Below are 13,753 nucleotides of genomic sequence, written 5' to 3'. Positions count from 1 at the left end.
CAATGGACGGGTTTTTTTATATCAATAAAAAAGTGCTTTGGTGAGATGGCGTTAGGCTGTTAAATCGTCAAGTATCCTGTCTGAACTTACTGGTTGTTATTGAGCACCCAATCTTACTTCTATACACTGTTTTAAGCTGCTAAGGTTTTTGCTTGGTGTTTCTGAACCAGAGCTTTACGCTGGCGAGTATTATCCTTGATATTTTTACCCGAATGCGATTTGGCTTTCGGAGTCTACTGCGCTTGCTCATACGGGAGAGACAGGAAGGTAGCGAAAGTAAGAGTGGCTAACCGCTTTGACTTGATGTGTTTTTAGTATCGGGATGTTTTATTAGAGCTGGTTTATTCTGAAGGATTTAATTAAATAGTTAACTGCTCACGCAGTATTGAAGCAAGTATGCCACTTAATTGAAATAAAGAAGCATACTTAGATAAATTTTGATATGTTTTAGACTTCTTTTAAAATTGAAGCCAATTATTAAAGGTAATTAGGGTAATTGAATATTTGAGCCAGATTGTCCTGGAACAACAATTTTAGATGCTTGTTCGCGTTGATACTCTTGTATTTCACGCATAGTTTGCTCCATACTTTCTTTGGCTGCGTCACCAAATTTATCGATCGCTTCTTCTAATGTTGGAACTTCAAGCTCGAAATTCAGTGGTATTGCGCCCGCAGCAGTCATTACTTGAGTTTGACCGAAAAAGGATACTTTTCGACTTGAGTCTTGTTCGCCATTTGCTAAAACTGGAATTAATTTTCGGATACTGCCGATTTTTTGATCGGTATAAACTTCTTCGCGAACTAGCGTCTCTTCACTGAATTGAATATCTGGTAATTGTTGATTCATATTGATTCTCTATTTTTGATAGGAAATGCCAAACATTATAGGTGATTGATAAAACAAATACCATGATAGCAATTGTTAACGAAAGGTTTGTATGTAACAATTTATCGAAATATTGTAAGAAAGTAGCTTTATTTATTATTGAATAAATGAGTTAAAAAGATATAAATTAAGATGAATTTATTTGAATGCTTGGAAAAATTTACCTGTTAGTATGAGTCAATTGAGTGAGAAAAAGCAATGCTGGTATGTGTACATTATTAAAGCAACGAATGATAAACTTTATACTGGTATTACTACGGATTATCGACGACGTTTTAATGAGCATCTTAGCACTAATAAAAAAGCGAAATTTTTTCATTTAACCGAACCAGAGGGTATTATTTTCTTGCGTAGTGAAAGTTCTCGCTCGAGTGCAAGTCAACTTGAATACCAAATAAAACGAAAAAACAAAGCGCAGAAGCTGCTTTTAGTTAATTCTAGTGAAAACCAAATTCATAAGATAATGCGCGATGAACTTTAGAAAAAATGCTCGACTTTTTCATCGATATATCGCTTTAATTGTTAGTATACAGTTATTACTTTGGTCGATTAGCGGATTATATTTTTCGCTAATGCCAATAAGTGAGATTCACGGTGATCATTTATTAACTAGGGGTTTGGGAGCGAACTGGTCTGAGATTAATTCACCCTTATCGATTAATGACTTAAAGAAAATATTATTCGCGGAAAAAATTGATGTTGAAGATGTCGTTAATATTGAATTGATTACTAATGAAAAACAGCTTTATTTTAAGGTTAGGTTTAATGCGGATCGAGCTGAATCACTATATTTTGACAGTATTACTGGGGAAAGGTTAGCAAAAATCTCAGAGGAAGAAATATTACGATTAGCGGAACAGCTCATTAGCAATGCTGGAAATCCAATCGACGTATTGTGGCTAAAAAAGGTTGGAAACCACCATGAATATCGAAATAAGGAGTTACCGGTTTATCAGATTAATTTTGATGGGGATGAAAATCTCCGCTTATATTTAGATGGATATACTGGTGAGGTAAAGAGTTTACGAACAGACAATTGGCGCATTTTTGATTTTTTATGGATGCTTCATGTTATGGACTATAAAACAAGGGATAATTTTAACCATATGTTGCTACAATTTTTTGCTTTATTGGCTGTTCTTACATCGATGTCGGGGATTATATTATGGTTGGTTAGCAGAACAAAGAGGAAACGTTTTGGACATTGATTCAGCAAAACAATTGGCGCTAACTCTTAAACAAGATTTAACAGTAGAATATGCTTTTTTACACGATTGGCGAATAGAATTTGATAATGCCAAGCGAAGGGCTGGTGTTTGTCGATTAAAACTTCGTGTTATAGGTTTGAGTATTTATCATGTACGCTTAAATTCAGATTCTGTGATTAGTGATACAATTTTGCATGAATTAGCACATGCGATAGCATACACCTTATATGGTGAAGTTGGCCATGGATTTCATTGGAAGAATGTTGCGAGAAAGATTGGTGCAACACCTAAGTCAACAGGTAAGTTTAATTTACCGCAAGCACCGTGGATTCTGGTTTTATTTTGTCCGACATTTAATCAGCTCGAAGAGGTTAGCCAACGATTTAGACGGAATAAAAATATTCGCTATTTTGCGTTACGAGGACGACCTGAAACTAAAGGGTGCTTATATTATATTTCAAGTAATGAGTTGAACAGGTATAAGGAAGGCCTGATTGCGATAAATCAGTTAAACCTGATTCAGTAATGATAAAAACTAATTTAGAACCACAGCGTAAAATTATACAGAGATTGATTAAACGCTGTGGCTCATCTTTTTAGGTTGAGTCATATATTAGGCCGCTACGTTAAAAGACTGAATAGTTAATGGGCGACGGCTTGGATTCATTTCGTTAGAAAATTCTTTCAAGGCATTGATTTCATCCATAATGATCTTTGCTTTCTGGAGCACCACTTTTCCTTGCTCAGTAACACCAATTAAATTCTTGCCGTTACGTGCGAAAATTTGTATACCTAACTCATCTTCTAACAGTCTAAGCTGTTTGCTGACTCCTGGTTGAGAAGTAAACAGTCTCTCTGAAGCTTGCGTGATATTCATATCACATTCGGCTATTGCCAATATAAACCTGAGTTGCTGTAATTTCATTGTTAATTCCTCATTACTGCTTAAAAATAAAATCAAAGTCCTAAAAAAAACGCCACTGAGTGATTTACTGAGTGGCGTTTTAGAAAAATTTAGATTCTGTCTGCTCTAAGTCACCACTCTATCTCTATGTTTCTTGGTAAAGAGCATGTGCTTAAACATAGAGACCAACCACGCACATGCAGCCACTACGCGCTTGGTAATGCGGGTAATGGTAGTTAGACGTTTATAAGTTATTGCTCTATTGTTCATATGTAATTTAATTCTGATAAATTGCTGGTTTACTATATTTAATAATTAGCTAAATCCTAATGAAAAACTATGTAGTATTTATAATACGAATTTAAAGAATATAAATGTTATAAAACTACTTTTAAACTTAGGTATTAATTCAAATGTGTGAACTTTTATAACATGATGTTTTAGATGCGTCAAGAGGGTAAAATTACTGCAAGTCACTGAATATGCTGAATCATAACCAAAAATTATGCGGCTGACGGTTAAAAATCAGCTATCCTTGCCGGCTTTAATACTCAATCTTCAACTGAATATTTGAGTTATATTAAATTATTTATATCTAATTATATGATGGTGTCAAGCGCTAGGCTTGATGGAGTTTAAGCAATAAATTCCCTTAAAATTAAAGGCTTATAGAAATGAAAAAATATAATGTTGCTATTGTGGGTGCAACTGGAGCGGTTGGACAAGAACTGATTCGAATATTACATTTGAGATCATTTCCATTGGAAAAATTAACCCTGTTAGCATCTAAACGTTCTGCTGGTAAGACCATTGAAACTGAACATGGAAATTTCATTGTTGAAGAATTTTCTGTCGATAAGTTTCAAGGACAGGACTTTGTATTTTTTGCCACAAGTGGCAGTCATAGCTTAGAATTCGCACCAAAAGCAGCAGAAGCAGGTGCAGTTGTTATCGACAATAGTAGTGCATTTCGTCTGGACGACAATGTACCGCTGGTCGTTCCCGAAGTGAATCCTCAAGCCGCACTGACTCATCAAGGAATTATTGCTAATCCTAATTGTTCAACTATTCAAATGGTGGTTGCACTGAATCCTATTCATCAGGTATCGCCAATCAAAAGAATTGTCGTTTCAACCTATCAGGCAGTATCGGGTGCGGGACAAGAAGGTATTAGTGAACTTAATACCCAGTTAGGCGAAGTATTAGAAGGCAAATCACCTAAAATCGAATATTTTACCAAGCAAATAGCCTTCAATGTGATACCTCATATCGACGTTTTCCAGGAAAATGGTTACACCAAAGAAGAAATGAAAATGGTCAATGAAACCTGGAAAATTATGGGTGATCCAAATATTCGAATTTCAGCTACTTGTGTTCGTGTGCCGGTTGTCCGAGCGCATTCTGAAGCAATTAGCATAGAAACGGCTGATTATATTGGCGAACAAAAAGCTCGTGAGATCTTTAGTCAGGCTAAAGATATTGAAGTAATCGATCACCGAGAGAATGGCGGCTACCCAACACCATTAGATGCAAGTGAAACTATGGTGACTTATGTTGGACGAATTCGCGAAGATATATCTTGTGAAAATGGATTGGCGCTTTGGTGCGTTGCTGACCAATTATGGAAAGGTGCTGCACTCAATGCCGTGCAGATTGCTGAACTCTTGGTGAGCGAAAATTAAGATGCGCGTACTAAAGTTTGGAGGTACTTCGTTGGGCGATGCTCAACGAATGCAAAATGTCGCTGAGATTGTCACTCAGCAAGGCGAGGTACTGGTGGTGCTGTCTGCTGTTGCAGGTACGACGGATTCATTGGTAAAAATTGCTGATTATGTCAAGCAAGGACAAGTAGGTGATGCGACCAGCATTATCGACACTTTAAGACAGCATTATTTACAATACGTTGAAGCACTTTATGTACAGCAATCTAATAAAGATTTAGCAAATGAATTAGTACAAAATCATTTAAATGAAATTGCAGACCTTTCTATTGAAACGGTCACCGCTGCAACTGAGTATCATATTTTGGCCAAGGGTGAGATTATCTCTACCGAACTATTTCACTTGTTACTTGCCGAAAAACAAATCGCCAGTCACCTATTATCATCACTCGACTTTTTGAGGCTTGATAATGACAATGCACCGGATGAATCTTATTTAGAACAGGTACTCAATCAACAAATTGCTGCCGTTAATAATATTCAGGTTTTCATTGCGCAAGGATTTATCTGTCGTAATGCTTTTGGGGAAATTGCCAATCTTAAACGTGGTGGAAGTGATTATTCTGCTTCATTATTTGGGGCTGCTATTAACAGTGAGGAAGTTCAAATTTGGACTGATATCGATGGGATGCATAATAATGATCCGCGTTATGTCGAGAATACTTATCCTATTCGTGAGCTTACTTTTGACGAAGCGGCTGAACTAGCCTATTTTGGTGCAAAAATTTTGCATCCTTCCAGTATAAAGCCTGCTCGTAAAAAAAATATTCCGGTTAAATTGTTAAATACACTTGAACCTAAAGCTGTTGGGACCGTGATTTCTCACCAGGTAACACGCTCTGAAAAGGATAATATTATTCAGGCGGTAGCTGCAAAAGACGGTATAACCGCAATTAAAATTCGTTCAAGTGAAATGCTACAGGCGCCTGGCTTTTTACGCAAAGTATTTGAAGTTTTTGAGCTGTATCATACTTCAATCGATGTTGTTACCACTTCCGAAGTTGCAGTATCGGTAACCATTGATGACACAACTTATCTTGAACCGATTGTTAAAACTTTAACTGAGTTTGGCCATGTTGAAGTGGATTCAGAGTTAGCTATTGTTTGCGTGGTTGGAGAGTTTTTGTTAGAGCGAGCAGGCGTTGCCGCCAGAGTCATTGAATCGTTAAAAAATATTCCTTTACGAATGATATCCTATGGCGGAAGCGCTCATAATATCACTTTGCTGGTAGCCCAGCAGCAGAAAGTTAATGCTTTAAAAGCGCTGCACAGGGGATTATTTAATGTTTAGTTCGATGATTATTGAAAAATTTCAACAACAGTCAACGCCTTTTTATCATTACGATTTAGGTTTGCTCAATAAAACAATTGAGCATGTTGCAGGTCTGGCAAAGAAATATCAATTTGATATTCATTATGCACTAAAGGCAAATAGTAATGAGCCCATTTTAAAATTGCTTAAAGACGCTGGTTTTGGTGCTGATTGTGTAAGTGGTAATGAAGTTAAACTCGCTGCAAAAGTTGGTTTTGACGCTAAGAGTATTTTATTTGCGGGTGTCGGTAAAACAGACAAAGAAATTAATATTGCTCTAGATCTTGATATCAAAGCTTTTAACTGTGAGTCAGTGCAGGAAATTGAAATCTTAAATGAATTAGCTGCGGCTAAAAATAAAACGGCTGAAATTTCTCTGCGCATTAATCCTAACGTTGATGCAAAAACGCACAAATATATTACTACAGGACTTGATGAAAATAAGTTTGGGATTAACCAGGCTGATTTAGCACAATTGCTACAGACATTAAAACAGTTAAATCATATTCAATTAACTGGATTACATTTTCATATTGGTTCGCAAATTACCGATCTTAATGTTTTCAAAGGATTGTGCTTACGTGTGAATGAAATCAGTAATTGGTTCAAAGAACAGGGCATAAATATTGAACATCTCAATTTGGGAGGCGGTTTGGGCATCGATTATCAACAACCCGATGAACACTGTATTGCCGACTTTGAACAATACTTTGCGATTTTTGATGAGTTTCTTGAACGAAAACATGATCAGCAAGTTCATTTTGAATTGGGTCGATCAATTGTTGCTCAATGTGGCAACTTAATCACACGTGTTGTATTTATCAAAAATGGATTAAATACAAACTTTGCAATTGTCGATGCCGGTATGACCGAATTGATGCGTCCGGCGTTATATCAAAGTTATCATCAGATAGATAATCTGACAGCAAGTACAGCTACAGCAGATAAAGATACTGAAAAAGTGTTATATGATGTTGTTGGACCGATCTGTGAGTCTACTGATTGTTTTGGCCGGGCAGTTGAATTACCTGAATCAAAACGTGGAGATATTATTGCAATTCGCAGTGCCGGAGCTTATGGTGAAGTGATGGTTTCTAATTACAATTTACGTGATCGTAATTCGCCGCTTTATACTGCATAAGCTTATATGCACAATATCGATTAAAGCAGATCGACTATTGTTGATTGAATAAAAAGCTCACGTAATTCGTGAGCTTTTTTGATAATTGCAATTATTTATTGCTTCCCCAATGTTTGCACATTAATACTAGCATAATCTTTAACTTAAAAATCTACACGTTTATACTTTAAATTGTCCAACTAGCGATTGTAGTTGCTCGCTAAGTTCAGCTAACTGATAACTGGCTTTTGCCGTTTTATCGGCGGCTTGTGAGTTAGTTTCTGAAATTGTCTGAATATTCACGATATTACGATTGATTTCTTGCGAAGTAACACCTTGTTCTTCTGAAGAGGCGGCAATCATAGTATTCATTTCTACAATTGTTGCCACAGCATTGGTGATAATCTCTAAAGATTCTCCCGCTTTTTTAGCCTGCTCAACAGAAACATTAGCACCTTTACGGCTTTCTAACATGGAGTTCACTGCTTGCTCTGCCCCGGATTGTAGTGTGGCTATCAGCGTTTCTATTTCAGTTGTTGACTCCTGGGTACGTTGTGCCAACGTGCGTACTTCGTCTGCGACTACCGCAAAGCCTCGGCCTTGTTCGCCTGCTCTGGCAGCTTCAATTGCAGCATTGAGAGCCAACAAATTTGTCTGTTCGGCAATACTTTTTATCACATCTAAAACTGTACCGATATTTTCACTTTGTCTACGTAATTGTTCGATATCTTGAGAGGAGGTTTCTACATCATTAGCCAAGTTTTTTATTGTTGAAACCGTTGTGTCCACAATGTTACGTCCTGATTTTGCCTGCTGATCGGCGTCACTGGCAGCAGCAGATGCTTGACTGGCATTTTCAACCACGCCTTGTATAGCTTGTGTCATTTCGGTAATAGCTGTTGCAACCTGAAATGTTTGAGCATTTTGATTCTCAACGCCTTCAAAGGTTTCTTTGGTGATCAGATTCATTGTATCGGCTGCTTTAGCGACATTGGTAGTGACGCTCGAAATTTCCTTGATGATGCTTTGTAGTTTATTGGTAAACTGATTGAAGTTTTGTGCTAAATGACCTAGTTCATCTTGACTCTTTACCGGAATTCGTTTGGTGAGATCTCCGTCACCTTGAGCGATATTTTCCAAAATCATATTGGTTTGTTTGATTGGTTTGATAATGCTTTGAGTTACCAATATGGCAATTGATAAGCCTGCAATTATTGCAACAGCCATTGTAGTTAAAATGAGAGAAATTGTTTCAGAAATACTTTGTTCAACTACCTCACCTTGCTCGAGCAGTGATTTAAAAACACTATTACTGAGTGCCGTTGTTGTTTTAGCCATAATCGGGCCAATTACATCTAGGGTATTGTTAATCGCATTATTACGATTATTTATTGCGATAACGACTTCTTTAAATGCTTTTTGGTAGGTGACTATATTTTTTTGGGCTGTCATGGCCAATTCACGGCGTATTGGATTTTCCAAATTAAGTAATAGGTTTTCAATTTCTTTTTGAGTCTGTTGTAATTCATTATCGACACGTTGCTCTGAATCTTTGTCGTTATCGGTTAAAAATCGGAAAGCATATAGTCTGCCTAATAATAGGTGTCTTTGAGCAACACCTGCATAAAATGCGGCAGTTAAATCGCCATCGTCAAAGGCGGACTGCATAATTTGAGATAGTTTTTTTTCTGTTTGTGGGCCAACAACATTTAAGGTGTTATTGACCAGTTCGTGCCGGTGTTGCATATTGTTAACCACAATATTTTTAAAACTATCATTGTATTGCTGATTGAGTGAAATAACCTTTTCCAACATTTCTACTCGTTGTGCATTGCCAATGTCTTTTTGTGCTTTATTGAGTGTCTGCATCAACTCCTTATCGATTTGGTCAAACTCGGTGACAAATTCGCTTTTTGCACTTTTAATATAGTTTTTTACCTGTAAGCGCTTTAAGTAAAGGCCACTTAACATTTGGGTTGCTGTTCCCGCATCGGGAGCAAGATCTTGGGTGATATTCTTGGTGTCATGACTTAATAACTTTAGTTCTGAATAAGATATGCTACCTAGAATAGATAAAAGGATTAATATTGATATAGGTGAAACGAGTGTTTTGATTCGGATTGAAAGGTTATTAAAAAACGACATACGGTAACCTCTGACAAATAAAACTGATTAAGGTCAATAGTTATTAATATTAGTCAGTATAGTCTGTGTTACCAAAAAATAATTTTTATCAGTAGTTTACCGACAATTGATATAGGCTTAATGATTGGTTTAATATAATAATCTGCTTTGCGATATGTAAAAACTTTTAAACTGATTATAAGTAAAAAGGGACTAATTGAGTTAGTTAGATAAAAGGACTTAAAATTTTAATAAAATTTTCAGATAAACGATTTTAATTGGGTTTTTTATAATAAAAGCTTATAAATTTTATTTATTTAAATCAATTTTAAATTTATTCATGGTGTCTTAGCCGGAAATGGTGTCTTAGCAGGAAAAAGTTGATTTCGGTGGGTAAAAGTCATTCCTTTGACTTTTTTGTTTTTTTGTAGTGCATCATCTATTGGTAATTAAATATGGGTAGATGGTAGCGATAATTGCGACATAAATTCCAGAAACTTTCCGTCCAGAATTAAACTCTTAATCCCTTCAATGTCACTAGCCATATAACGGTCTTTTTCATAAAAATCAGCTTTGGTTCGAATAACATCAATCACTTTTTCGCCCTTAGATGAGGACTGTATGGGTTTTCTAAGTTCAACACCTTGAGCGGCACATAACATTTCTACAGCAATAATTCCTGCCAGGTTATCGGCCAGCTCGACCAGTTTTCTGGCAGCAAAGGTTGCCATTGATACATGATCTTCCTGATTGGCAGAAGTGGGTAAACTGTCTACCGAAGCTGGGTGTGCCAACGTTTTATTTTCACTTGCCAGGGCTGCTGCGGTAACCTGGGCGATCATAAAACCTGAATTAACGCCGCTATCATTAACCAAAAAAGGCGGCAGTTGGCTTAGATGTTTATCCAGAAGTAATGCAATGCGGCGTTCGCTGATAGCGCCAATTTCTGCCGCAGCAATTGCCAGTGCATCTGCTGCGATAGCAACGGGTTCTGCGTGGAAATTACCACCTGAAATAATATCGCCCTGTTCGGCAAAGACTAATGGGTTATCTGAGACCGCATTGGCTTCGGTTAATAGCACACTGGCTTGAAAACGAATTTGATCAAGTATGGCGCCCATAACCTGCGGTTGGCAACGCAGTGAATAGGGATCCTGAACTTTATTGCAGTCAGCGTGAGATTTTAGCAAGTCGCTGTCTTTCAAAAAGTCATGATAAGCCGCCGCCGTTTGGATTTGACCAGAATGACCACGCACTTGATGTATGCGCGTATCAAATGGTGCAATACTGCCAAGCGCTGCATCGACCGATAGACAGCCAGCGACCATTGCTGCAGCAAAGGTATCTTCAACCATAAATAAACCGGTTAACGCAATTGCCGTTGAAGCTTGCGTACCATTGAGCAAAGCTAAACCTTCTTTCGCTGCCAGAATTTGTTTCTCCAAACCTGCCGCTGCCAGCGCTTCGCTAGCATTCATTAGTTCGTCTTTATAGAAAACTTTGCCTACACCAATAAGTGCACAGCTCATATGTGCCAGTGGTGCCAAATCACCTGAAGCACCAACCGAACCTTTTTGTGGGATAAAGGGGTAGATATCATGATTAAGTAAATTAATCAGTGCTTGAATCACTTGCAGGCGAATTCCCGAATAGCCTTGTGACAGACTGCTAATTTTGAGTGCAACTAACAGGCGCACTGTATTTTTATCCAGCGCTTTACCAATACCAGCTGCATGTGACAGTACCAGGCTTTCCTGGAGTAGCTGCAATTTATCGTTAGGAATGCTGGTCGATGCGAGCAATCCAAACCCCGTATTTATACCGTAGACAGTACGACCCTGATCAATAACATCTTGTACCGTTTGCGCGGCAAAGTGTACTGCCTCAAAGCAGGTTTCAGATAATTCTAGTTGTACGGCATTATTAAAAATATAGCGACAGTCTTTCAGGGTTAATAAACCAGGATGAATCGTAAACTTTTGCATGTTGATGGCTCCTGTTATTATTGACTGATCATCGGTAAATTCAGCTGGTTTTCGGCTGCACATTGCTTGGCAACTTCATAACCCGCATCGGCATGACGCATGACCCCGGTTGCCGGATCATTCCATAGTACTCTGGCTATTCGCGCCGCGGCGTCATCAGTGCCATCGCAACAAATAACCACTCCTGAGTGTTGCGAATAACCCATTCCAACACCTCCACCATGATGCAATGATACCCAGGTTGCGCCACTGGCAACATTAAGCATTGCATTAAGTAGCGGCCAATCTGACACCGCATCGGAACCATCTTGCATACTCTCGGTTTCGCGATTAGGACTGGCAACCGAACCCGAGTCAAGGTGGTCGCGTCCAATAACAACAGGCGCTTTTAACTCACCCGATTTAACCATTTCGTTAAAGGCTAGGCCAAGTTTATGTCTTAAACCTAAACCTACCCAACAGATGCGCGCAGGCAGGCCTTGAAATTGAATTCTTTCACGTGCCATATCGAGCCAATTATGTAAATGTTTGTCGTCGGGTATCAGCTCTTTGACTTTTTGGTCAGTTTTATAAATATCTTGTGGATCTCCCGAAAGCGCTGCCCAACGAAAAGGTCCAACACCTCGACAAAATAGCGGGCGAATATAAGCGGGTACAAAGCCTGGAAAATCAAAAGCATTTTTAACACCCTGGTTATAGGCTTCCTGACGAATATTATTGCCGTAGTCAACAGTTGGAATACCTTGTTGATGAAAAGCCAGCATTGCCGATACCTGAACGGCCATTGATTGACGTGCTTCAGCTGCAACTTGCTGCGGATCTGATTGCGCTAGTTCACGCCATTGTTGAACGGACCAGCCGATGGGTAAATAGCCGTTAACTGGATCGTGTGCTGAGGTTTGATCGGTTACCAGATCAGGTTTAATGCCTTGTTCTTGTAATTGGCTAAAGATTTCGGCGGCATTGCCCAGTAATCCTATTGAAATGGCTTTGCCTGAAGCCAGTGCCGCGTTAAGTTGCGTGATAGCTTCATCAATAGTTAATGCCTTTTGGTCTACATATCCGGTTCTCAGACGGAAATCTATGCGTGTTTCGTCGCACTCTACGGCAATCATGCAATAGCCTGCCATAGTTGCTGCCAGCGGCTGAGCACCGCCCATTCCGCCAAGGCCACCGGTTAGAATCCACTTACCTTGAGTATTACCGCCAAAATGTTGGCGTCCAGCTTCGACAAAAGTTTCATAAGTCCCCTGAACGATGCCTTGACTACCAATATAAATCCATGAGCCTGCCGTCATTTGCCCATACATCATTAAGCCTTTTTTATCGAGGTCGTTAAAGTGATCCCAATTTGCCCACTGTGGAACGAGATTTGAATTGGCGATGAGTACACGAGGTGCATCGGCGTGAGTTTTAAATACACCGACAGGCTTACCCGATTGCACTAATAACGTTTCATCATGATTTAACTGCTTAAGTTGACGGACAATCTCATCAAAGCAGGCCCAGTTTCTCGCTGCACGACCAATACCACCATAAACTACTAATGCATTTGGATTTTCGGCGACCTCTGGATCAAGATTATTCATTAACATTCTTAAAGGCGCTTCGGTAAGCCATGATTTTGCACTGAGTGAGCTGCCGCGATCAGCCCGGATTTCGCGGTTGTCATCATATCTGGAATCAGTCATTATTTTCTCCTGCATGTGTCCATATGCGTCTCAAAATGGTTTAACTACAATCAGGTTTTTGTACTGAACTTTGTACCTAAACTATAGCGATTACCCGGATGATAAAGACGGGCATAACTGACCAGTTTGTCATCGCACCAGGTGCGTCGTTGGAGTAGTAAAATCGCTTCGTCAGATGAAAGTTCAAGAATTTTGCGAATCGATTGATCACCAATAATAGCTTCAACCTTATGTTCTGCTTCGGTTACCGGCGCAATTGAAAGTAAATATTCGCTTGGTGTTACGCTGGTAAAATCCTGCTGGGCATATTCTGGTACTGCATCAATATTGATCCATCGATACTCTAGCTGTATAGGCTGATCATTCTGAAAATGAACCAGCTGCGAATGTGCGCATAACTGTTCGGGTTCTATATTCAGGGCTTTGGCAATTGAACTGTCAGCAGTTTGTTCTTCGCAACAGATCAATTCAGAACGATGGGTAAATCCCTGTTCCTTGATTTCAGCAGAAATACTGCGGATCTGTAATAAAGAGGATTGCTGTTTTTCTTCAGCTACAAAGCTACCTTTACCTTGTATGCGCACTAGAATCCCTTCTTGGTAGAGCTCTTGCAGTGCGCGCCTGGCAGTCATACGGCTGACTTTACACAACTCGACTAATTCATTTTCTGACGGGACTCGCTCGCCAGCAGACCAAGTTTGCTGACTGATTCCGTTAAGCAGAAAATTTTTGACTTGTGTGTATCGAGTATCTTTACTTTTCATAGAATTATTATGCGACCTTTTGGTTGTATATACAAGTT

12 protein-coding genes are annotated in these 13,753 nt (G+C 38.9%); 6 read left to right on the top strand and 6 right to left on the bottom strand.

Annotated elements, in window-relative coordinates; translation table 11 throughout:
• Window positions 1-487: 487 nt before the first annotated feature.
• Window positions 488-847, bottom strand: a complete 360-nt coding sequence (locus tag ABVT42_RS15230) for a hypothetical protein (RefSeq protein WP_353896584.1) — start codon at window positions 845-847, stop codon at window positions 488-490.
• A gap of 181 nt (window positions 848-1,028) precedes the next feature.
• Between ABVT42_RS15230 and ABVT42_RS15225 the strand changes: the two genes are divergently transcribed.
• Genes ABVT42_RS15225 through ABVT42_RS15215 form a run of 3 tightly spaced genes read left to right on the top strand, consistent with a single transcriptional unit; the run spans window position 1,029 to window position 2,620 of the window.
• Window positions 1,029-1,367 (top strand): GIY-YIG nuclease family protein, encoded by a 339-nt coding sequence (locus ABVT42_RS15225; RefSeq protein ID WP_353896585.1) that lies wholly within the window; start codon window positions 1,029-1,031, stop codon window positions 1,365-1,367.
• A complete protein-coding gene (locus ABVT42_RS15220) occupies window positions 1,357-2,094 on the top strand; it encodes a PepSY domain-containing protein (protein WP_353896586.1) in 738 nt (245 codons plus the stop codon). Before ABVT42_RS15225 ends, ABVT42_RS15220 begins: the two co-directional genes overlap by 11 nt.
• The gene (locus ABVT42_RS15215) at window positions 2,084-2,620 is read left to right on the top strand and encodes a SprT-like domain-containing protein (protein ID WP_353896587.1); all 537 of its coding nucleotides are present in this window, start codon (window positions 2,084-2,086) and stop codon (window positions 2,618-2,620) included. Before ABVT42_RS15220 ends, ABVT42_RS15215 begins: the two co-directional genes overlap by 11 nt.
• Window positions 2,621-2,707: 87 nt before the next feature.
• Here ABVT42_RS15215 and ABVT42_RS15210 read toward each other — a convergent pair whose 3' ends face one another.
• Window positions 2,708-3,019 carry a LysR family transcriptional regulator gene (locus tag ABVT42_RS15210; RefSeq protein WP_353896588.1) on the bottom strand — a complete coding sequence of 104 codons (312 nt, stop codon included), beginning with the start codon at window positions 3,017-3,019 and terminating at the stop codon, window positions 2,708-2,710.
• 653 nt (window positions 3,020-3,672) lie between these two features.
• Between ABVT42_RS15210 and ABVT42_RS15205 the strand changes: the two genes are divergently transcribed.
• From ABVT42_RS15205 to lysA, 3 genes are read left to right on the top strand one after another with little or no spacing between them, the layout of a single operon-like run.
• Window positions 3,673-4,680: an aspartate-semialdehyde dehydrogenase gene (locus tag ABVT42_RS15205; RefSeq protein WP_353896589.1), complete on the top strand. Its 1,008-nt coding sequence runs from the start codon at window positions 3,673-3,675 to the stop codon at window positions 4,678-4,680.
• Between the two features lies 1 nt (window position 4,681).
• Window positions 4,682-6,010, top strand: coding sequence for an aspartate kinase (locus ABVT42_RS15200; RefSeq protein ID WP_353896590.1), 1,329 nt, complete (start codon window positions 4,682-4,684; stop codon window positions 6,008-6,010).
• Window positions 6,003-7,172, top strand: a complete 1,170-nt coding sequence (gene lysA / locus ABVT42_RS15195; RefSeq protein ID WP_353896591.1) for a diaminopimelate decarboxylase — start codon at window positions 6,003-6,005, stop codon at window positions 7,170-7,172. The genes ABVT42_RS15200 and lysA overlap by 8 nt, the downstream gene beginning before the upstream one ends.
• A gap of 159 nt (window positions 7,173-7,331) precedes the next feature.
• On the opposite strand, the gene ABVT42_RS15190 is transcribed toward lysA, so the two are convergent.
• The 4 genes from ABVT42_RS15190 to hutC form a co-directional block, all read right to left on the bottom strand.
• Window positions 7,332-9,296 (bottom strand): methyl-accepting chemotaxis protein, encoded by a 1,965-nt coding sequence (locus ABVT42_RS15190; protein ID WP_353896592.1) that lies wholly within the window; start codon window positions 9,294-9,296, stop codon window positions 7,332-7,334.
• A 428-nt stretch (window positions 9,297-9,724) separates the two neighbouring features.
• A complete protein-coding gene (hutH, locus tag ABVT42_RS15185) occupies window positions 9,725-11,260 on the bottom strand; it encodes a histidine ammonia-lyase (RefSeq protein WP_353896593.1) in 1,536 nt (511 codons plus the stop codon).
• Between the two features lie 17 nt (window positions 11,261-11,277).
• Window positions 11,278-12,951 (bottom strand): urocanate hydratase, encoded by a 1,674-nt coding sequence (hutU, locus tag ABVT42_RS15180; RefSeq protein WP_353896594.1) that lies wholly within the window; start codon window positions 12,949-12,951, stop codon window positions 11,278-11,280.
• A 50-nt stretch (window positions 12,952-13,001) separates the two neighbouring features.
• On the bottom strand, window positions 13,002-13,715 hold the full coding sequence (gene hutC / locus ABVT42_RS15175) for a histidine utilization repressor (protein WP_353896595.1): 714 nt from the start codon (window positions 13,713-13,715) through the stop codon (window positions 13,002-13,004).
• Between the last annotated feature and the right edge of the window lie 38 nt (window positions 13,716-13,753).

It is taken from the genome of Aliikangiella maris (assembly GCF_040719265.1).
GTDB classification, from domain to species: Bacteria; Pseudomonadota; Gammaproteobacteria; order Enterobacterales; family Kangiellaceae; genus Aliikangiella; species Aliikangiella maris.
Note: the sequence above shows the minus strand (reverse complement) of the source record. Positions and strands in the feature narration are given on the sequence as shown.

Bases quoted from the DNA above. Each gene is read 5' to 3' on its own strand.
- ABVT42_RS15205 (WP_353896589.1), top strand. From the start codon at position 3,673: ATGAAAAAATATAATGTTGCTATTGTGGGTGCAACTGGAGCGGTTGGA.
- ABVT42_RS15220 (WP_353896586.1), top strand. From the start codon at position 1,357: ATGAACTTTAGAAAAAATGCTCGACTTTTTCATCGATATATCGCTTTA.
- lysA (WP_353896591.1), top strand. From the start codon at position 6,003: ATGTTTAGTTCGATGATTATTGAAAAATTTCAACAACAGTCAACGCCT.
- hutU (WP_353896594.1), bottom strand. From the start codon at position 12,951: ATGACTGATTCCAGATATGATGACAACCGCGAAATCCGGGCTGATCGC.
- ABVT42_RS15230 (WP_353896584.1), bottom strand. From the start codon at position 847: ATGAATCAACAATTACCAGATATTCAATTCAGTGAAGAGACGCTAGTT.
- hutH (WP_353896593.1), bottom strand. From the start codon at position 11,260: ATGCAAAAGTTTACGATTCATCCTGGTTTATTAACCCTGAAAGACTGT.
- ABVT42_RS15210 (WP_353896588.1), bottom strand. From the start codon at position 3,019: ATGAAATTACAGCAACTCAGGTTTATATTGGCAATAGCCGAATGTGAT.
- ABVT42_RS15200 (WP_353896590.1), top strand. From the start codon at position 4,682: ATGCGCGTACTAAAGTTTGGAGGTACTTCGTTGGGCGATGCTCAACGA.
- hutC (WP_353896595.1), bottom strand. From the start codon at position 13,715: ATGAAAAGTAAAGATACTCGATACACACAAGTCAAAAATTTTCTGCTT.
- ABVT42_RS15190 (WP_353896592.1), bottom strand. From the start codon at position 9,296: ATGTCGTTTTTTAATAACCTTTCAATCCGAATCAAAACACTCGTTTCA.